At 48.7% G+C, this 20,607-nt stretch carries 14 protein-coding genes, 1 other RNA gene and 2 riboswitches; of the genes, 14 read left to right on the top strand and 1 reads right to left on the bottom strand.

Going from position 1 to position 20,607, the window contains the following annotated elements; genetic code table 11:
- Positions 1-279 precede the first annotated feature (279 nt).
- Positions 280-1,497, bottom strand: coding sequence for an MFS transporter (locus WKI47_RS25855; RefSeq protein ID WP_340230093.1), 1,218 nt, complete (start codon positions 1,495-1,497; stop codon positions 280-282).
- Between the two features lie 84 nt (positions 1,498-1,581).
- A riboswitch (purine riboswitch) is annotated at positions 1,582-1,679 on the bottom strand.
- 129 nt (positions 1,680-1,808) lie between these two features.
- Here WKI47_RS25855 and WKI47_RS25850 point away from each other — a divergent pair.
- From WKI47_RS25850 to WKI47_RS25785, 14 genes are all read left to right on the top strand, one after another.
- Entirely contained in the window at positions 1,809-2,717 is a 909-nt protein-coding gene (locus WKI47_RS25850) for a type II pantothenate kinase (RefSeq protein ID WP_340230092.1), read from the top strand.
- A gap of 184 nt (positions 2,718-2,901) precedes the next feature.
- Positions 2,902-3,276 carry a CD3324 family protein gene (locus WKI47_RS25845; protein WP_340230091.1) on the top strand — a complete coding sequence of 125 codons (375 nt, stop codon included), beginning with the start codon at positions 2,902-2,904 and terminating at the stop codon, positions 3,274-3,276.
- 572 nt (positions 3,277-3,848) lie between these two features.
- Positions 3,849-4,844, top strand: a complete 996-nt coding sequence (locus tag WKI47_RS25840; protein ID WP_340230090.1) for an aminoglycoside adenylyltransferase domain-containing protein — start codon at positions 3,849-3,851, stop codon at positions 4,842-4,844.
- 39 nt (positions 4,845-4,883) lie between these two features.
- On the top strand, positions 4,884-5,417 hold the full coding sequence (locus tag WKI47_RS25835; RefSeq protein ID WP_340230089.1) for a GNAT family N-acetyltransferase: 534 nt from the start codon (positions 4,884-4,886) through the stop codon (positions 5,415-5,417).
- A 219-nt stretch (positions 5,418-5,636) separates the two neighbouring features.
- Complete coding sequence (gene murI / locus WKI47_RS25830) at positions 5,637-6,410, top strand: glutamate racemase (protein ID WP_340230088.1); 774 nt, start codon at positions 5,637-5,639, stop codon at positions 6,408-6,410.
- 527 nt (positions 6,411-6,937) lie between these two features.
- Positions 6,938-7,108, top strand: a riboswitch (cyclic di-AMP (ydaO/yuaA leader).
- 487 nt (positions 7,109-7,595) lie between these two features.
- Positions 7,596-7,829: a preprotein translocase subunit SecG gene (secG, locus tag WKI47_RS25825; protein ID WP_340230087.1), complete on the top strand. Its 234-nt coding sequence runs from the start codon at positions 7,596-7,598 to the stop codon at positions 7,827-7,829.
- A gap of 367 nt (positions 7,830-8,196) precedes the next feature.
- The gene (gene rnr, locus WKI47_RS25820; RefSeq protein WP_340230113.1) at positions 8,197-11,358 is read left to right on the top strand and encodes a ribonuclease R; all 3,162 of its coding nucleotides are present in this window, start codon (positions 8,197-8,199) and stop codon (positions 11,356-11,358) included.
- A gap of 332 nt (positions 11,359-11,690) precedes the next feature.
- On the top strand, positions 11,691-12,164 hold the full coding sequence (smpB, locus tag WKI47_RS25815; RefSeq protein WP_037285755.1) for an SsrA-binding protein SmpB: 474 nt from the start codon (positions 11,691-11,693) through the stop codon (positions 12,162-12,164).
- Positions 12,165-12,438: 274 nt separating this feature from the next.
- Positions 12,439-12,805, top strand: a transfer-messenger RNA (tmRNA) gene (gene ssrA, locus WKI47_RS25810).
- Positions 12,806-13,003: 198 nt separating this feature from the next.
- A complete protein-coding gene (locus WKI47_RS25805; RefSeq protein WP_340230086.1) occupies positions 13,004-13,588 on the top strand; it encodes a restriction endonuclease subunit S in 585 nt (194 codons plus the stop codon).
- A complete protein-coding gene (locus WKI47_RS25800; protein ID WP_340230085.1) occupies positions 13,589-16,645 on the top strand; it encodes a type I restriction endonuclease subunit R in 3,057 nt (1,018 codons plus the stop codon). It begins immediately after the preceding gene.
- A gap of 39 nt (positions 16,646-16,684) precedes the next feature.
- The gene (locus tag WKI47_RS25795) at positions 16,685-17,590 is read left to right on the top strand and encodes an AbiJ-NTD4 domain-containing protein (RefSeq protein ID WP_340230084.1); all 906 of its coding nucleotides are present in this window, start codon (positions 16,685-16,687) and stop codon (positions 17,588-17,590) included.
- Positions 17,591-17,603: 13 nt separating this feature from the next.
- Positions 17,604-18,827, top strand: coding sequence for a restriction endonuclease subunit S (locus WKI47_RS25790; protein ID WP_340230083.1), 1,224 nt, complete (start codon positions 17,604-17,606; stop codon positions 18,825-18,827).
- Between the two features lie 18 nt (positions 18,828-18,845).
- Positions 18,846-20,465, top strand: a complete 1,620-nt coding sequence (locus WKI47_RS25785; protein ID WP_340230082.1) for a type I restriction-modification system subunit M — start codon at positions 18,846-18,848, stop codon at positions 20,463-20,465.
- The last annotated feature ends 142 nt before the right edge of the window (positions 20,466-20,607 follow it).

Raw genomic sequence — 20,607 nt, 5'->3', positions numbered from 1 at the left:
CGATATCCTCGTTCTGCCGCAAGGCGGAGCATTCGCCGGACGTTGTTGCTTGGGGACGCTTGAGCAACAACGAAAGGCAAACAAAAGAGACGCCGGACGCGGCGTCTTTTTTGTTTGCGAAAATAAAGAAACGAAAAAGCGTTATTCCAGCGTAAGCCTTTGCTCAAGCCGTTTGCTGAACGCGGACAACCCCCGTTTTTTACACGGCACAAAAAAGCCCGATACACAGTCATGCTGCGTATCGGGCTTTTCGGCGTATTGTAGAATCGAAGGTTCAGATCAATCTCCGCCGAAGTTCGGCTCCAGCTTCGATTTCGAGCCGCTTTTTTGTCCGTTTTCGCCGGAGCGGCGAGTCGAGGTCTTATGATAGAACGTGTACAGCGCCACGCCGAAGGCGATCACGACGATGATACCGCCGACCCAGGCGTTATACGTCACGGACGGCGCACGACTGATTACAACGCCGCCGATCGCCGATCCGGCCGCGATTCCGACTTGCAGGGCGGAGAAGTTGAAGCTTTGTTGAATCTCCGACGTTTCCGGCGAAGCTTCGATCAGGTAGCTTTGCTGCGCTGGCGACAATGCCCAGCTCAGCGCGCCCCATACGAAGACGAGAATCGCGAACAGCGGGATCAGGGAAGCCGTGAACGGCAGAATGAACAGCGAGAGGGCGAAGACGCCGACCACGATCAGAATGCTTTTTTTCGCTCCCAGACTGTCCGACATCACGCCTCCGATCATGCCCCCTGCAACGGCTGCAAGACCGAAGAAGAAGTACACGATGCTGATCCAGGACGCGCTAAGGTGCATAACGTTTTCCAGGAACGGCGTGAAGTAGGCGTACAGCGTATAATGACCCGCGAGCAGCAGCAGGGTCACCAGGTGTGCACCGGCGACTTTGGTGTTCTTCAATGAAGCGAGCTGCTGACGCAGAGGCATCACCTGCTGCGGTTGGATCGGCTCCATCAGCTTGTAGATCACGAACATCGCAAGCAGCGCGAATACGGCGATAAACAAAAACAGAATGCGCCAGCCGAGCTTGTCGGCAGCGAGAACGCCCAGCGGTACGCCGAGCACGATCGCGGAGCTGATCCCCATCGAGACGATCCCGATGACGCGCGCGCGGAAGTTTTCCGGCACGACTTTGACCGCGATGGTCAGCGATAGTGTCGTAATCAGCGATCCGCTGGCGGCCGTCACGAAGCGGGAGATCAGCAGGACGCCGAAATTCGGGCTCCAGAATGCAAGTAGAGCGCCGAGAATAAAGACGACGAGCGATAACAGATAAAGCTTGCGGCGTTCGATCTTGGCGGTCAGCGCGAGCAGCGTCGGGCCGGATACGGCATACACCAGCGCATAGGCGGTAATCAATTGGCCCACCGTGCTGACGGATACGCCCAGATCTGCGGCGATTTGGGGCAGTACGCCACCGATAATGAGTTCGACGAGACCGACAGTGAAGGCGGCAATCGTCAGAACAAGAACTTTGATATTCATGGTGCGGCAGGGCTCCTTTTCACGGAAGTAGTGCGCGCTGGGAGTCGAAAGGTTGCATTGGACGCAAAAATCCCGACTGCAAAGGCGCCTTCGGCGCGACTTTGTAGTCGGGAGGTATGGTCCCCGGTAGATACCCTCAAACCGTCTTATTGAGGTATACAATGTCAACTTGGCCTATTTTAAAGGAAGAAAGACGAAAAATCAACAGAAAAATTCGAAACTTTCAAAAAGGTTGGCGAGCGGGGGAACGGCGCTTATGATGGAAGAAAGAAAAAGCGTTCAAACCAACGAAGCGGAAGGAGGAAACGGCCATGACGGGGTATGCCGGCATTGACGCGGGAGGCACGTTGATCAAGATCGCTTACGGCAGAGGCACTGCGGCGGCGGAAAACGAGCAAAGCGGCGGGGTATCGGCATCCATGCCGATCCTGGTCAAGTTTCCGACCGCGGAGATCGACGCGGCGGTCGCCTGGGTGCGGAGACGCGTTCCGCGAGATACCGTGATCGGCTTTACCGGCGGGCAGGCGCAGCGGCTGCGCGATCTGTTGCCGGAATATATGGCTTCCGCGGTCGGCATACCGGAATTTGAAGCGACGGCGGAAGGCGCCGTGCGGATTTTGGAAGCGGAAAAGGAAGCGGGGGAGGCGGGAACGGCCTCGGAGCGCTTCGTGCTGGTGAACGTCGGGACGGGGACGTCGCTGCATATGATTGAAGGGGCCGAGCGGCCGAGGCTCGGAGGGATCGGTCTGGGCGGAGGCACGATCGTCGGTCTGACCGGGCTGCTGTGCGGGATGCGCGATTATGGGGAAATCGCGCGGCTGGCACCGCTGGGCGACCGGGAGGCGGTGGATCTGACGGTGGGGCAGATTTATGCCCCGGCGGTACCGCCGATTGCCGGCGACCTGACTGCCGCGAATTTTGCGCGGCCCGTTCCGCCCGCGAGCGGCGCGCGTCCGCAGGATTACGCGGCAGCCGTGATCGGCATGGTCGCGGAGATCGTCGTAACCGTCGGCGTGCAGGCCGCGGGTCTGCAAGGCACGAACAGAGTCGTGTACGTCGGCTCCTCATACGAGAACAATGCTTTGCTGCGCGAATTGACGCTGCGGTTTACGCATATGCTGGGCGCGGCGGCGCAAATACCGAAGCAAGGCCCTTACAGCGGCGCGATCGGGGCGCTGCATTTGGCGGCAGGGAATCTGACGGATCAAAAAGCGAATTAAAGGAGGAACGGATCATGGGACTGCATCAATCAAGTCTTCGCACGGTACGGGACACGCGTCCGGCCTGCTCCATGCAAAGCCTGTAAAGGCGCGCTGCACTCTGCATGGAGCCAGATAAGCAAGCAGCAACGCCCGGACAGGCTTTGCTTCGACCCGAACTTTATTCCGGGAAGGAGAAGGCCGAATGTCCGAACAACGGAATCGACCGTATATGGAAAAAAATCACGAAAAGAAGTTACCCGCTCAGGCAGCAAACACGGAGGCTTCGAAGGGGCCGGCGGCTTACCGCAATGCGGCGGTTTGTTTGCCGGAGGAGCTGCTACGGCAGCTTCAGCGGTATGTGGGAGGAGAATTGTTATACGTACCGGTCCCGGCGGGAACGAAAAAAGGCTGGGGCGCTTGTTCGGGTCGTCGTGAGCAATTGGAAGCGCGCAACGCCGATATGGTTCGTTTGTACGGGGAAGGCGTGCGTACCGAGGAACTTGCGGAACGCTACGGACTTTCGGTCGAGCGGGTAAGACGGATCTGCTACGGAAAAGGCTTGAACCGTGGCGTTTGAACCACAGCCGATATGCTTGATATGAGGTATTAGGCTATCCGAATAGCGTTTCCGATCGACGTCCAAGCAAATAAGTGCTCAAATACATGTATTTCTGATTTAAAATCGCCAATTCCGTAAATAAGCGCGTAGATGCAATTATTTCGTGCTACACAGCCAATAGAAGCTACTATCCGACGAAATACATGCACCTCGGCACTTATTTTTTTCAACCACGCAGAACCGCAGGAAATAAGCGTCGATCGGCACTTATTTCACTTCTCTGTCGACTCGACAGTTTCATATTCCGCCTGTACACATCCGGCATTCTTTTTTGAAAAAGGGAGCCGGGTGTGTTTTTTAATGCCTACGCGTTTTATGCCCTGGATGACCGCATGTCGTAGATAACCGGATCAGTCGAGAACGATTCAACTCATGCTCGGCCTATACGATCCGGGTCGGATTCCGTACAATCGAAAGCACCAAGCAGGACCAAGCCGCGCGCCGGTTCGACTTTTTCGCCCAATCGTTTCGATGTAAACGCCAAGCTTTTTCCCACGTATCCAAACTTGCAACGAAAGGAAAATATCCCTATGAATCGTTCCGAAAAACTCCAACCTGCTCGACGCGAAAAGAATGCGGATGGTCAACCGATACGAAAGCCGTCCGAAAAGCGTGCAGCCGATCCGACTTGTGCCTATAGGCCGGAATCGCCCGAGCCATCCATGACGCATTCACTCTCTTTGGCTTGCGGGCACAATTCCGTTTCCGCGTCTCCGGTTGCTCCTTTCGCTCCCGATCTTCTTCAGGCGTCCGTCGACACCCGCGAAGCTTTCGCTTCGGCACAGGAGATGTCGGCGAAAGCGCGGGACGCGTTGGGCGATGCTGTCAGCGGCGTTTACCTGCACGGTTCGCTGGCGATGGGCGGGTTCAATCCGCGTCGCAGCGATATCGACCTGCTGATCGTCGTCGACCGCGTCCCGGATCGCCGAGCACTGCACGCGCTGACGCAGGCGACGCTGCATCTGCACGACCGGCTGCCGGATGGGAGAGCGATCGAGTTTACGGTAGTGGAAGATTACGCTTTGCGCGTGTTTACGCATCCGGCGCCTTTCGTTTATCATTATTCGTCGGCTCACCGGAACAAGTATGCGGCCGATCCGAACTACCTCTGCGGCGGCTGGACCGATCCCGATCTGGCCGCGCAGGTTGCCGTCGCTTACGAGCGTGGTATCGCGCTATACGGACGGCCGCTGCGCGAGAATTATCCTCCCGTTCCCGAAACCGATTATCGAAGCTCGATCCTGCACGACGTGTCGACGGCGGAAACCGATATTTTGCACAATCCAGTGTATGTCGTGCTGAATTTGTGCCGCGTGCTGTTGTTTGCTGCGGAAAAACGAATATCGTCGAAACAAGAAGGCGGCGAATGGGCGCTCGAAGCGCTGCCGCAATGGCGGGACGTCGTGGGATCGGCGCTGGACGCGTATAGGGGAACCGACACCGGGCAACCGACGCTCGGCGCGCGGAGGAGAATCGGATTCGCGAAAGAAATGTTGGAACGCATACACCGGATATATGAAGCATAAATCGCACAAGACTACCGCAAAGGAGACAAAAAAACGAACATGGAACATACAGAAACCTATCCGTTGACGTTAAGCTGCCTACAGGCCGACTACGCAAACAAATCGACGCTGCGGCAGTTGTTGGAGTTGTACAAATACGATTTTACCGCGTACGATCCCGAAGACGTGAACGAATCCGGGCTGTACGAATACCGAGACTTGGACAGCTACTGGAACGTTCCCGGCCATTACCCTTTTTTGCTGCGCGCGGACGGGAAGTTGGCGGGTTTCGCTTTGATTCGCCGTTTCGAAGCGGACTCCGGCTCCGGGCATGAGATGGTCGAATTTTTCGTGTTGAAAAAATACCGGGGATACGGCTTGGGGAGAGCGGCGGCTCAGCGGTTGTTCGCGGCTTTTCCCGGAGCATGGAAACTAAGCGTCATGGAAAACAATGCTCCGGCGTTAGCGTTTTGGCAGCGAGCGATCTTCTCCTGTCCGGCCGCTTCCGATCATATCGAGCGGCGCGAGGAGGATTGGGAAGGGCCGGTGCTTCAATTTGAAGTGTGCAAGTCCGATGCCCCGCCGAACAAGTAGCAGCCCTGCCTCAAACTCCGAACAGCGGCTTTTGATTCCATCCGACCCGACCCAAAGCGGACTTTGAAATTTTTGCGTATGGAGCGGTTTGCGTTTTGCCGATGCAGGTTTGGTTTGGCGTTTTGGCGGCGAGAGGTCTATAATCGGTAACAGAATAACGGAGTCCTTTTCGTATCGGAAAGGAACCAGACCAAACCAACGAAACGGCAGGGGAACAGCATGAGCATCGCTTTTTTTGACTCGGGGATCGGGGGGTTGACCGTGCTGCGCGAAGCGGTTCGCAAACTTCCGGATGAAGACTTTATCTTTTTCGCGGATACGCTGCACGTGCCTTACGGGCCGAAAACGAAGCAGCAGGTCACCGAATACGTGTGCGAGTCGGCGGAACGCATTTTTGGGGAAAAGGTCAAAGCGCTCGTGATCGCCTGCAATACGGCCACCAGCGTGGCGGCGACCGAGCTTCGGCGCGTCTACGAGTTGCCGGTGATCGGGATGGAACCGGCGGTCAAGCCGGCCGTCGAGATGAACGGGGCAGGCGGACGGCGCGTATTGGTGCTGGCGACCGAGCTGACGCTTAGCCAGGCCAAATACATGGAGCTGGTCTCGCGCGTCGACGACAAGCGGATCGTGGATTCGCTGCCGATGCCGGAATTGGTGCAGTATTGCGAACGGTTGAATTTCGATCCGGCGGAGCTGGGCGATTATTTCCGGCGCAAATTCGAGCCTTTCGATCTGGACGCGTACGGCACGATCGTATTGGGCTGCACGCATTACCCTTATTACGCGCCGCTGCTGGAATCCGTATTGCCGCCGCATATTCGCGTGATCGACGGCAGCGCCGGAACGGTGCGCAGGCTGACCGCCGTGCTAAGCGAACGGGGCGTGCAAGGCGGAGGAAGCGGAAAAGTACGATTCATGAACTCGGCGGACGATCCGGCGTACAACGAGAAGCTGGAGCGCGCCTGGGAACTTTTGCATAAGACGATCGGATAACGGAACTTTGGCGCGCGAACGGAACGCTCCGCAACGTATCCGCGTCCGGACAGAACCTTTTGCCTGCATAAAAAGGGTTCTTCCGGGCGACTTTAAATGAAAGCGTTACCAAAATATTTTGCGGCAAAATGGTCTTCACGGTGGTTCGAGAAATCAAAAATTCGTGATTTTTTCGTTGCAATTTTGGAGAAAAGCGAAGATAATCGGAGATTTTCGGCGATAATAAAAGATTGAAGTTCGCAGGAGATCATGAGTTCAATTATTAACGCTCAAACCCCCAAAAACAGGTAAAGTTCATCCTTTACACAAGGTGTCAGCAGGAGTAAGATACGGTTCATAAAAGCAACGCGCAATTTTGTCCGATTGTCAAGCGCGTTCACTCTTTCGGTTTTGTTCGCTAGCGAACGGACCGACCTCCGACGGCACCGGATCTCCGGATGGAGATCGAAGGTTCCGGCTTGCCGCCTATATTTTCGGAAAGGATGATGGGATTCGTCACTTAATCGATCCAGTGGATCACGCACAAGAAGCTACAACTGCTGAATTTGTACTCGGAAACGGGGGAACCGATCGGGATGCCGCACGCGGCTCTCATGGGGTGAAGCCTTTCGCGCAGCCGGTCACGGCGTTGCGTCAGGCGGGACGACTCTTGCGTCCTAATCCGTCAGCTAACCTCGTAAGCAGAAACAGGAGAGGTGACCTTTCCGTTCTACTTTCATTTCGAAAAAAGGCAACGTTCGCACATCATCCAGATTCGCACCAGCAGAGGAGGAAAAGAGCATGTCGGATGCCATGGTGATCATGGTCATTCTGGTCCTTACAGCCGTATCCGCGGGATACATTTTGTGGACCGACCGTACCGTTCAAGCCAAAGAACAACGCCGCTAAGTAACAAGGCAGGCCAAAGGTACATTTAACCTATCGTTATTGACCCAAGCCGTGCCGCGGAGGATTTAACCGCAGCGCGGCTTTTTTACGCGGCCGGACCGGATTTCCGCCTGACCGATTGCGTTTCCAGCCCTTATCCGCCGGACGAAAAGCAGACAAGTTGCCCGATTGTCAAATAACGGCGATTGTGATAGGATGAGAGTGGTGTTTTGTTTAAATGACATTAAGAGTGTAGCAACAGGGGTAACCCACTTATTATACAGGATATGCGGTTTACGCTTAGGAGGTGGAATTACAATGGAAATCTTTCTGAAGGTACTTCTTTTGATCTTTTCCGTCGGTGTGATCACGGTCGTGCTGTTGCAAAAAGGGAAAAGCGCAGGCTTGGCAGGCGCCATCTCCGGCGGTGCGGAGCATTTGTTCGGCAAAACCAAAGCTCGCGGTATGGACTTGGTGCTTGAGCGTATTACCATCGTATTGGGTATCGGATTCGTCGTTATGGCGATTCTGACCACGGCTCTGACCAACTAATCTCGCGTTTTGGGCGACTTGTTCGCTCAGGGAAGCCTTCGTTGATCCTTGGACTCAAGGATACGGAGGCTTTTTTGTGTATAGATTAAGCAGGCTCCGGCACGGGTACTTTTAACGTATAATGGAGTTGTAGAAGAAGCAAAAAATCGAGCATTCGCGATCTGCAAGTTGACCGGGTACTTTGACCGCAACAAAGCTAACATCTTAAGCGGTCAGGGTACTGGTGCTTTTTCCTATCTTAAAGGGTAGGTTACGTTCGGCTGAAAGGTACAAATTCTGATGCGTTTCAGCCAAACGTAACCGTTCCTCATCTGGGACAAAGCACGGGCGGTCTGCCGGCAGCCGGAGCCATTTTGAGGTGATAATCATGATAACGCAAGAGATGCTGCTGGGCTTCATGCGCGAAGACGCATACAAGCCGATGACGTATCAGGAGCTGGAACAACATTTCGGCATCGAGGATGCGGAAACGTTCCGGGAATTTATGAATATGTTAAATTCGCTTGAAGAAGACGGCGAGGTTGTGTTGACGCGTACCCAGCGCTACGGCGTGCCCGAACGGATGGACCTGCTGCGCGGAAGGCTGCAAACACATGCAAAAGGATTCGGGTTCCTGATTCCCGAGGATCGCGAGCATGCCGACGTCTATATCAACGCCAGCGATATGCTGAGCGCGATGAACGGCGATACGGTGCTGATCCGCATTGCGTCCCGCCGTTCCTCCAACGGACGGATGGAAGGCGAAGTCGTGCGGATCGTGAAACGGGCGGTGACGCAAATCGTCGGTACGTATCAGGACGAGGAATCGTTTGGCTTTGTGCTGCCGGACGATAAGCGCATCACGCGCGACATTTTTATTCCGGCGGGACGTGCAGGCGGGGCGATCAACGGGCAAAAGGTCGTCGTGCGCATTATCTCGTATCCGGACGGCCGTGCGGCGGCGCAAGGCGAAGTGATCGAGGTGCTCGGATACAACAGCGATCCGGGCGTCGATATTCTCTCGATTATCCGCAAGCACCAATTGCCGGAGTCGTTCCCGGACGAAGTGATCGCGGAAGCCGAAGCGGCGCCGGAAAGCATCACGGAAGAAGAAATCACCAGCCAGGGCCGCCGCGACCTGCGGGGCAAACAGATCGTCACGATCGACGGCGAAGACGCCAAAGACCTGGACGACGCGGTCAACGTGGAACGTCTGGACAACGGCCACTACGTGCTGGGCGTGCATATCGCGGACGTAGGCTATTATGTGCCGGAAGGCTCCGCGCTCGATCAGGAAGCGTATAACCGGGGCAGCAGCGTGTATTTGGTGGACCGGGTGATTCCGATGCTGCCGCCGCGTCTGTCCAACGGCATATGCAGCTTGAATCCGCGCGTGGACCGTTTGACGCTGTCGTGCGAGATGGAGTTCGACGCGTCGATGAACGTAGTCCGTTACGATATTTTCAAAAGCGTGATCAAGACCGTCGAACGGATGACGTACAAAAACGTGCGCCTCATTTTGGAGGAAGAAGATCCCGAGCTGATGGAGCGTTACGGCTATCTGGTCGACAACTTCCGCACGATGCGCGATCTGTCGCTGAAGCTGAACGCCCGCCGCATGAAGCGGGGCGCGGTCGATTTCGATTTCGAAGAAGCGAAGGTGCTGCTCGACGACCAGGGCAAAGCGATCGATATCGTGACGCGCGAGCGTTCGGTAGCCGAGCGCCTGATCGAAGAATTCATGCTGGCGGCGAACGAGACGGTGGCCGAGCATTTCAGCAAAGCCAAAGTGCCGTTCCTGTACCGGATTCACGAAGACCCGGATCAGGAAAAATTGGAGCTGTTCGCGGCATTCGCGGCCAATCTGGGACATCAGGTCAAAGGCACGCGCGGCGGAAGCATCCAGCCGAAAGAATTGCAATCGCTGCTGGACGACGTGCAGGATACGCCGGAGCAAAAAGCCATCAGCACGCTGCTGCTCCGTTCGATGAAGCAGGCGAAATACGATTCGGTGAATCTGGGCCACTTCGGCCTTGCCGCCGAATACTATACGCATTTCACTTCACCGATTCGCCGTTATCCCGACTTGGTTATTCACCGGGTGATCGGCGAGATGGCGGAAAACGGCGGTAAGCTGACGCAGCAGCGCGAAGAGCAGTTGGCGGCGCGGATGTCGGATTACGCGCAGCAGTCTTCGATCCGCGAGCGCGTGGCGGTCGATGCGGAACGCGATACGGCGCAACTGAAAAAAGCCGAGTACATGATGGACAAAGTCGGCGAAGTATTCGACGGCGTGATCGGCAGCGTGACCAGCTTCGGCCTGTTTATCGAACTGGAAAACACGATCGAGGGCCTGATTCATATCAGCAATCTGACCGACGATTATTACCATTATGACGAATCGCGCCTGACCCTGATCGGCGAACGCACGTCGCGCACGTTCCGGATCGGCGACGTGGTCGAGATCCGCGTGGCGAAAGTCAGCATGGAAGAGCATACGATCGATTTCGAACTGGTCGATATGAAAAAAAGCAATAACCGCGGAGGCGGCGGACGCCGTCGGGACGGCGGAGGAAGCAGCGACGCGTTCAAGCGCGGTCCTCGCGGCGACAAAACGGGCAAAGAAAAGTTCGGCAAAGATAAAGGCAAAGGCAAGGGCAAGAAAAAGGACAAGAAAAAGCGGCCGGACGTGTTCCGTCCGAACGACTCGGCGGGCGCTGCGCCTGCCGCCGGAGCAAACGCGGGAAGTTCGGAGAGCGGTTCCGGTTCCGGGCAGACGTCCGGCAAACGGAAAAGAAAGCGCAAAGGCGGAAACGCCGAGGTTGTCGGAGCTGCGGGCGCTCTGCAAGCGCAAACGCAAAGCGGCGAAGGCGGCTTGCCGAGCGGCGGTCGCAAGCGTAAAGGCAAAAAAGGAACAGGCGAAGCGAACGTGACGTCGCCGACGCAGTCCGGCGGAGAAAGCGGAGGCCGCAAGCGCAAAGGCAAGCGCGGCGAAAGCGCGGACGGCGGTTGGGCGTTCGGCGGCGTAGCGGCCGGAGGGCAAGGAAGCGGGAACGGCGGCAAAGCAGCCGATCAAGGCGGCGTAGCGGCCGCAGGCCAAAGCGGGGCAAAAGCGGGCGGCGGCGCAGCCGGGAAGCCGGCTCGCGGCAAGCGGAAAGGCGGCGGCATTCATATCGAAGCCGGACCAAGCGGCGGAGATGCGTTCAACGGCTCGCCAGGCGAAGCGGGCGAGTGGAGCAATCGGCCGCCTGGCGCAGCCGGTGGGCGCAAAGGCCGTTCGAGCCGAGCAGGCGGCGGGAACGGCGGAGCCGCAGGCAAAAGCGGCGCGGACAACGGGCGCGCGCCGGGCAAAGGCGCCGGCCGCGCGTCGAGCGGCGGCAACAGTACCGACGCGGACGGCAGTCGCGAACCGGGCAAAGGCCGGTTCAGCTTCGGTTCCGGCACGGGCGGCTATGGCGGCGAGACGGCGACGTTCTCGCGCAACGGCAACGAGCGGCCGAAAAGCGGCCGCCCGGGCGGCAAAGGAAAACCGGGCAAAGCGCGCGGCTGATATGTCGGCCGAAAAAACCTTATCAATCACCGCTAACGGATTGTATGTCCGTTAGCGGACTTTTTTAGGCAGGTTTTAGAATTTAACGGACCGCATGTCCGTTAGATGGCAGAATCGGGCAGTTTGAAGCCGGAATTCGGCGATTTGGATGCTCTAACGGATAGGCGATCCGTTAGAATCGGCGGGAGCCGATTAGGGTGTTTTAAGCGTCATCTGTATCCGTTACGTTCCGCTTATGCTCCCCCGTTGCTCGTTTTCTTGCCTTTTCCAAAGAGAGCTTGTTACAATTTAGGTAGGTTCAGATTCAGAATAAGATGCGGGAGGTGAGACACATGAAGAAGAATACCGAACAGGGCAAATTGCTGGCTCAGAACAAAAAGGCGTCCCACGATTATTTCATCGAAGACACCTACGAGGCGGGGCTGGTGCTGACGGGGACCGAGATCAAGTCGCTGCGCAAAGGGCGGGCGAATATCGGGGACGCGTTCGCGACGATCCGGGGCGGCGAGGCTTTTATTCACAATATGCATATCAGTCCGTTCGAGCAGGGCAATATCAACAATCCGTCCGATCCGACGCGCACGCGCAAGCTGCTGCTGCACAAGGTGCAGATCCGCAAGCTGGTCGGTCAGTCCAAGCAGGAAGGCTATACGGTCGTGCCACTGAAGGTCTACGTGCGCAACGGCTACGCCAAGCTGCTGATCGGCCTGGGCAAAGGTAAAAAGCAGCACGACAAAAGAGATACGGCCGCCAAACGCGACGCGCAGCGGGATATCCAACGTGCGCTCAAGTCGCGGCAAAGATAGGGTAAGGCTTGCTTTCTTGTTTGGCACGGAGCGAGCGCGGGTAATCTATCTTTGCAGCGCGAAATATGTTATAATCTAGGTCTATGGGAAACGCTGCATCCTCCCATAAGCGGTCCTTTCTTTTATGGAGGGAAAGGCTGCGTGAACTTTGGACAATGCGGCTCGTGCTTGGAACCTTGCGGTTCTTTGAGCGACGTCCCTTTAATCCGGAAGTTCCCTTTTACGGAAAATGTACGCCGGCTTCGATCTTCGGAGGGCGACGGTTTTCCCATCAGGGGGCGTTTATGGATTCGACGGGGGTAGTTCGGGCATGGGTAGCGGGTAGTGGGGACGCGTCCGCTTTACTAACGCTAAAGCCTATTAAATGGCAAACAACAAAACAACTACGCTTTCGCAGCCTAAGAAACTGTGATGCGTGCTCTCGCTCAGCATCGCCCATGTGCCGGGATGAGGGCCCAACCTAAAGTGGGATACGCCGGTTAGTCTCCGCCTGGGGGTAAACGGAAGAAGACAATCAGGCTGACCCGAAGGGAATCCGGTTACGGGGAGTTCCTAGGGTGACATCAAAACCGTGACTACACCCGTAGAAGCCTATGCTGCGTTATCTTCGGACAGGGGTTCGACTCCCCTCGCCTCCATACTAAAAAGTCCGCTCACTTGAGCGGACTTTTTGCTATTTAAAAGTATTTTTGTAATCAGATTTTAGAAAAGTAGCAATTCTGCAACAAAAGATTACTTGAAATATAAAAATATTTCAAGTAATAGTTGACGAAATAAAACTTGTGTGGTTTAATTTGAAATATAGATATATTACTAAAAATCAATTAGAGGTGAGTTTTTTGGAAAGAAGACCTTTAAAAGAATTTGTGTCATTCACCCCAGGTATAAATCCAACAAGGGCGCAAAAACAATTTGGAAATCAAAAAATGAATTATTATGATCAGCAGTCTTTTGAAGCTGATTATAGACATGAGGAGATATTTGTTGAGAATGAAATAAAACATTTAGCTGAAGAGACTCCATCATTAAATAAAGGTGATGTTGTTATCAGTAATTCTTTACAGCTTGCAGCGATAGTCAGTAGGAATAATGTTGGAAAAGTATTGTCTCTCAACTTCACAAAAATAGAATTTAATAGTGAAAAATTTGATAAAAGGTACTTTCTTTTCTTGTTTAACGCTTACAAGGATGTGAAACGTCAAAAGGAAAAGGAGTTACAAGGGACTGGTGCTATTTTAAGAATTCCGCTTCGCTCCTTTAGTGATATTAACGTTCCTATTGTTCCTCTCAAAGAACAGAAGAACATAGGCGCTATTTATCTAGAAACATTGAAGCTGCAAAGCAAGTTGAGTAAATACACGAATTTGATTGAGCAGTTCACAAACTCAATAATTGAAGAAACTCTAAAGGGAGAGGAAGACTAAATGAAAAGTCAATCAGAATTAGCTTTTGAAAATGAAGTTGTCGATTATTTAACTAAAATCGGTGGCGTAAAACAATGGGAGTACAAAAAAGAAATTAGAACAGACGAACAACTCTGGGATAACTTTAAAATAACCTTAGAACAAAATAATCGTGCACGTTTAGATGAACCATTATCTGTTACTGAATTCAATCAAGTAAAGAAAATCATTAATAGCATCGAATCGCCCTACCATGCTGGACAGTTTTTATATGGTGTTAATGGTGTGTCTGAAATTGAAATTGACCTTGATGATGGTAAGCATGTGTTTTTGACAGTGTTCGACCAAGCCCAAGTAGGTGGCGGGAATACTGTTTATCAAGTAGTAAATCAAATTAAACGACCAAAAGTAATAGATGGAAAGCCTGACCGTCGATTCGATATAACGCTACTCATTAATGGCTTGCCAATTATTCAAATCGAATTGAAGAAGGCACTTCACAGCACTACAGAATCCTTGAATCAGATGGAACAATATATTGCCGAAAAACAGTACGGCGGTATCTTTTCGACTTTGCAGATTTTAATCGCAATGACGCCGTTCGATATTCGTTATATGGCAAACACGCTACTTCAAAACTTTAACCGGGCTTTTGCTTTTAACTGGCAAGACGAAGATCATGCTCGTCCTATTCGTTCTTGGAAGACATTTGCGGATAAAGTATTATCGATACCAATGGCTCATGATTTAGCTACACGCTATATAGTGCTGGATGGTACTAAAAACAAAGAAAATATTAAAGTCATGCGTCCGTACCAAGTCTATGCCACAAAGCGTGTGCTTGAGAAGGTCAGAAAATTCGATTTCAAATACGATGAGGGTAAACTAGGATACATTTGGCATACTACAGGCTCAGGCAAGACAATCACAAGTTTTAAAACAGCATGGCTTGCAAGTCATCTCTCCAATATAGATAAAGTTGTCTTTTTGGTTGACCGAATTGCGCTCACGAACCAGACATCTGATGCATATAAAGCATATGACCCTGTTGCTGGGTTTGGAGGAAAAACGGGTGTCGTGGGTGATACTGCAAATATTGCAGATCTTCATCGTAAATTAACGAAGAAGAGTGATAAGAACATCATTGTGACAAGTATTCAAAAGATGTCGCGTTATGTAACGAGAGATAGCTTCAAGCCGCTGAATGAAAATATTCTTTTTATTGTCGATGAAGCTCACCGTTCAACTGGTGACGGTACTGAAAATGAAGGTATGCTTGAAATGATCCGACAAGGCATTCCAAATTCCGCTTGGGTGGGCTATACGGGAACGCCAAAGTTTCCTGCAACCAGAGACATCTTTGGTGATATTCTACATGCTTATACCATCAAAGAAGCAATAGCGGATAAGAATGTCTTGGGATTTAATGTTGAATTCAAGGAAACGATTGAAGTTCCCGAAAATCCAACTGAAGAGGATATCGACGATAATGTTCGTGGGAGTGTTTACGACTATAGTCCTGAACATGTGAGTTTGGTGGTTAAGGATATATTTGATAACTGGAAGAAACGTTCAAATGATCGAAAGTATAACGCCTTGTTTACAGTCCATGTTGGGGGGAACAAAGCAAGTACACCAAGAGCGATGGAATACTTCGATAAGTTTACTGAAGAAAATTTGAATCGTTCTATGGAGCAACAATTAAAGGTGGCAGTAAGCTTCTCAGTGGATACATCTAATAGTATTCATCAACTAAAAACGAACGAAAACTTGCACAGAGCAATAAAAGTCTATAACGAAATGTTCGGCACAGCTTTTGATATGACGACAGTTAAAGCCTACACAGAAGACTTAGCACGACGCTTGAATAAAACAGCTGATGACGGTAACTACTTAGACTTGGTAATTGTTGTTGATCAACTTCTGACCGGCTTTGATGCTCCTGAGTTGAATACGCTCTACATCGATCGAACACTTAAAGGTGCGAACCTGATTCAGGCATACTCACGCACAAACCGAATGCATAATTTTGTCGATAAGCCTTGGGGAAATGTCGTCAATTATCGTTGGCCTGAGCAAAATGAGTATGAAATGAATAGGGCGTTTGCTGTCTATTCCAATCGTGCATCTGCTGACGAACAGCTTTCACTTGAAGATTTGAAAGAAGGTAACGAAGAATCAGGGATTCTTTCTAAACCATTTAGTAAGGTTCAAGCTGAGATGCAAGAAATTGTTAAAAAACTTGGATCGCTCACAGATAACTTTGTACAATTACCACCAAGTGAAAAAGCTCAGGATGAAGTCTTTGAGAATTTGAAAGAGTATAATCGCTTGCTTAGCCAGTTGAAGCAATATACCGAAGACGATGATAAAAACCCTGTTTCCGCTTATGATAATTCCGAAGAGTTCTATGAGCTTCTAGGTATTACTGAGGAGCAGGAAGTCATTTTAACAACTGTTATCGCAGGCGAGTTGAAAGAAAGACGTGCGAAGCAAGAAGACATTGATATTTCGCAAGTCAATCTCTCTATGGTTCATATTCACGATGTTACCATCAACTACGACTACTTGATTGATCTGATTGCCCGAATGGCTGATGAAGTTCATGCGAACTTTATGTCTAAAGCAGAAGAAACACGTGATGAAATTCATGTTGAGATTGCCAAGTCAGATAATGATAGCGAAAAATCTAAGGTGCGCAACTTTGTATCTAAAATTTTCTTGAAAGAGTTTGAGTTTGAAAATTACCCAGCACCGCGAAGTGTTGAGAAAATGAATCAGGCGATGGATAGAGCACAAAAGGATACGAATATCCAACTTATAACGAACTTCATCCGTACTTGGGGACTTGATAACAGCATAAGACCTAAGGAACTTGAAAGTTTGATTAAGAAACATCGCTTAGGTCAGGAGGATATGGATAAACAAGGGGAGTTAACTACAATCATGAATGACGCAAGAGCAGATTACAAAGAAATTGCAGCCCAAAAGATTGCAGAATTATCTTGGGTACGATATCGCATTGAATTCCGTAAAGCATTTTACGAAATGGCTGACGAAATTAAGAAAGCAGAGTAGTTAAATGAGAAAATTATATAGACAAAAAGGAGAATAGAAATGCATTTATACACAGAACGTCATGGACTAAGAAAACCAATTACACGTACAATTGAAGTCTCTAAAGAAGTTTATACTTTGCTGCTGAATATGTGTAAAAAATATTATAATAACCTAGCGCATAACTTTAGACTTCAGCAGCGCTGCACTTTTACAGGGAAATATTATATTGAATTTGATCGTAATCAATTTGAAAAGAGAATGGCAATAAAAATTCCTGATATTCTCAGGGATGAGGATGGTTATATAGCTGCCCCACAAGATAATGATGATTATGATCAATATTCATTAATCGACCTTATAGAATATGTTGCTCAAAATATAAAAGATATTTCTGAAGGATGGAATGATCATCGCTACAAAAATTACTGGGATATTCATTGCTTGGATACAACAAATGTTTTTAATGATTATCGAAATGAAATAAACGAAATATTCCAAGAGTCGGGATTGTTGTTTACATTAACCCAAGGAAAACTTATTGAGCGTGTAGTAGAGAATACTCCACTTTCACCTGAAATGGAGACACAAATACAGAAGATTTCTGAACATGGTACGAGAGAATTGATGAAAGATGCAATTGCATTATACAAAACACCAAATCCAGCAGCACGTCAAGATTCAGTGGAGAAAATATGGGATGCTCTCGAGCGCTTGAAAACTTATTATACTCATCTTGATAAACGTGGCTCCGTAACCAAAGTGGTAAATGATATGAGCAATGGAAAATCTGATTTTATTGAAATTTTTGATTGTGAATTTAAGGAACTAACGAAGATTGGTAATAATTTTAGAATCCGTCATCATGAGACAAGTAAAACAGATATTACGGATAATCGCCACTACGATTACTTTTTCAACCGCTGTTTATCATTGATAGCATTAGCAATTCAATATTTAAAATAAGAGGAGATTAGAAATGAGTGATAAAATAACAAAATCACCTGACATTAGATTCGCAGGATTTACGGATGCTTGGGAACAGAGACGGTTGAACGAATATTTAACAACTTCAAAAATAAAGAACAGAGATGAGCGTTTTAGAAAAGAAGATGTGTTATCAGTTTCTGGCGAGTTTGGAATAGTTAATCAGATTGAATTTCAAGGGCGTTCATTTGCTGGTGTATCAGTTGCAACTTATGGGGTAGTTGAGAAGGATGATGTGGTATATACAAAGAGTCCGTTAAAATCTAATCCTTTTGGAATTATCAAATCTAATAATGGACAAGCAGGTATTGTTTCAACGCTTTATGCCGTTTATAAACCAAATGATAATGTTGATAGCAAATTTGTCGAACGATATTTTGAAAGCCATCAACGATTAAATAGTTACTTGCTGCCCTTGGTAAATAAGGGTGCTAAAAACGATATGAAAGTTAGCGACGATAACGCATTAAGTGGTATGGTGGTTTATCCAGTTGAAGTAGATGAGCAACGAAAAATTTCGTCATTTTTCAATCAATTAGACAACCTCATCACCCTTCATCAACGCGAGTTAGAACTACTAAAGGATACGAAAAAAGTTCTACTTCAAAAAATGTTTCCGAAAGTTGAAACCGATGTTCCTGAAATTCGCTTTGCAGGATTTACTGAGGCTTGGGAACAGCATGAGGTTGGAGAATTCCTTGAAGAAAGCAAGATTAAAGGTTCGGATGGATCAGTTGCAAAAAAGTTAACAGTTAAGCTTTGGAGAAAGGGAATAGTTCTAAAAGAAGAAATATATAAAGGAAGCATATCTACTCAATACTACATTAGAAAATCAGGACAATTCATGTACGGAAAATTAGATTTTTTAAATCAAGCATTTGGCATTGTCCCAGATGAATTAGACGGCTACGAATCAACTTTGGACTCTCCAGCATTTGATTTTAAAAATGAATTGAATCCTACTTTCTTTTTAGAATATGTAGCGTTAGAACGATTTTATAAATATCAAGGAAATATAGCTAATGGGTCTAGAAAAGCAAAACGTATTCATATAGATACTTTTTTTAGAATGCCAATATTTGTTCCTAGTTATGAAGAACAACAAAAAATCGGTTTATTTTTTAAACAATTAGACGATATTATCGACCTTTATCAATGTGAGTTAAATTCTCTTAGAATTTTGAAGAAATTACTACTTCAAAAAATGTTTGTATAAGAAAAGGAGATTGCACAAATGAGTACTGCAACAGATATTACATCAAAGCTATGGGAAATGGCTAACAAACTCCGTGGGACGATGGATGCAAGTGAGTATAAAAACTATATTTTACCATTTATGTTTTATCGTTACTTATCAGAAAACCAAGATGAATATTTGAAAACTAATAATTTGGAAGAGTTCTACGAAGTGACAGATAAAATTGAGAAAGAAGATTATCTCGAAGAAATCAGCAAAGGTATCGGATATGCAATTGATCCAGATTATATGTGGGAGAAAATTGTATCAAAAATTGAAAATCACAAAATCAAAGCTAGTGACTTCCAAGATATGTTTGAATCTTTCAATACAAATGCTAAACGTAATACAGTCGCAGAAGCGGACTTTGCTAATGTATTTTCAGATGTCAACCTTGGGGATACACGTCTAGGTTCAAGTACAAACGAACGTGCAAAGGCTTTGAATGAAATCGTTTTGATGATTAACGATTTTACGTTCAAAGACGATTCAGGTCGTGACATTTTGGGTGACGTTTACGAGTATTTGATTGGGCAATTTGCTGCCAGTGCTGGTAAAAAAGGTGGAGAATTCTATACCCCTCATGAAGTTAGTAAGGTATTGGCAAAAATTGCAACACAGGAGGCCGCTGATACTAGAGGTCAATTCCGTGTTTATGATCCTACAATGGGATCAGGTTCACTCCTCTTAACCGTTCAAAAAGAATTGCCAAATGGTGATGAAGAAGGAAGCGTTGAGTTTTATGGGCAAGAGTTAAATACTACAACTTATAACTTAGCTCGTATGAACTTAATGATGCATGGGGTAAATTACCGCAATATGGAATTAAAACGAGCAAACACACTGTATGCTGACTGGCCATTTGCTGAGAAAGAAGGAGTACAAATTCCTTTGAAGTTCGATGCGATTGTATCAAATCCTCCATATTCCCATAAATGGGACACGAAAAATATTGATCGAGAAAAAGATATACGATTTAAAGGTTATGGTGTGGCGCCTGCATCTAAGGCAGATTATGCTTTTGTTCTTCATGGACTTTATCACTTAGATAAAGCAGGCACAATGGCTATCGTGTTGCCGCATGGAGTGCTCTTCCGAGGTGCCTCTGAAGGTAAGATTCGCCAAAATATCATAGACAATAATTTATTGGATACTGTTATTGGATTACCAGCTAACTTGTTCTATGGTACAAACATTCCAACCTGTGTGCTGGTGTTCAAAGGTCTTGAAGCTCGCAAGAGTAAAGACATTTTATTTATCGATGCTTCAAAAGAGTTTGTAAAAGGCAAAAACCAAAACAAACTCTCTCCTAAAAATATCGACAAAATTATTGAAACTTACAGTAACCGTGAAGACGTTGAGAAATTTGCCCATGTGGCATCTTTGGATGAAATCAAAGAGAATGACTACAATTTGAATATTCCACGATATGTAGAAACGTTTGAAGAAGAAGAAGGGATTCCACTTTCACAAGTGGCTCAAGAATTGGTTGAAGTTAGAGCAGAAATTACGAAATCATACGATAACTTGCTTGGTTTATTGAATGAGTTGGAAGGGACAAACGATGACGCTAAAGAGGAATTAAGCAAACTAATCAGTTTTTTAGGTAAGAGATAACATTAGAAAAACAAAAAAATGATAGAAAACCATATCTTCGAATCGATATGTAGGATCAGAAGCGGCCGCCGATTAGTGGCCGTTTCTTTTTGTATTTCTTCTTATAGAGAATAATACTTTATGTAAAAGATTTTTTAAAAAA

The sequence above is a fragment of the Saccharibacillus sacchari genome, from assembly GCF_037722395.1.
Lineage (GTDB): Bacteria > Bacillota > Bacilli > Paenibacillales > Paenibacillaceae > Saccharibacillus > Saccharibacillus sacchari_A.
The sequence above is the reverse complement of the archived record's forward strand: the minus strand, read 5'-3'. Positions and strand labels throughout refer to the sequence as shown.

Coding starts and splice junctions, on each gene's coding strand:
- WKI47_RS25855 (WP_340230093.1), bottom strand. CDS start 1,497: ATGAATATCAAAGTTCTTGTTCTGACGATTGCCGCCTTCACTGTCGGT.
- WKI47_RS25850 (WP_340230092.1), top strand. CDS start 1,809: ATGACGGGGTATGCCGGCATTGACGCGGGAGGCACGTTGATCAAGATC.
- WKI47_RS25845 (WP_340230091.1), top strand. CDS start 2,902: ATGTCCGAACAACGGAATCGACCGTATATGGAAAAAAATCACGAAAAG.
- WKI47_RS25840 (WP_340230090.1), top strand. CDS start 3,849: ATGAATCGTTCCGAAAAACTCCAACCTGCTCGACGCGAAAAGAATGCG.
- WKI47_RS25835 (WP_340230089.1), top strand. CDS start 4,884: ATGGAACATACAGAAACCTATCCGTTGACGTTAAGCTGCCTACAGGCC.
- murI (WP_340230088.1), top strand. CDS start 5,637: ATGAGCATCGCTTTTTTTGACTCGGGGATCGGGGGGTTGACCGTGCTG.
- secG (WP_340230087.1), top strand. CDS start 7,596: ATGGAAATCTTTCTGAAGGTACTTCTTTTGATCTTTTCCGTCGGTGTG.
- rnr (WP_340230113.1), top strand. CDS start 8,197: ATGATAACGCAAGAGATGCTGCTGGGCTTCATGCGCGAAGACGCATAC.
- smpB (WP_037285755.1), top strand. CDS start 11,691: ATGAAGAAGAATACCGAACAGGGCAAATTGCTGGCTCAGAACAAAAAG.
- WKI47_RS25800 (WP_340230085.1), top strand. CDS start 13,589: ATGAAAAGTCAATCAGAATTAGCTTTTGAAAATGAAGTTGTCGATTAT.
- WKI47_RS25795 (WP_340230084.1), top strand. CDS start 16,685: ATGCATTTATACACAGAACGTCATGGACTAAGAAAACCAATTACACGT.
- WKI47_RS25790 (WP_340230083.1), top strand. CDS start 17,604: ATGAGTGATAAAATAACAAAATCACCTGACATTAGATTCGCAGGATTT.
- WKI47_RS25785 (WP_340230082.1), top strand. CDS start 18,846: ATGAGTACTGCAACAGATATTACATCAAAGCTATGGGAAATGGCTAAC.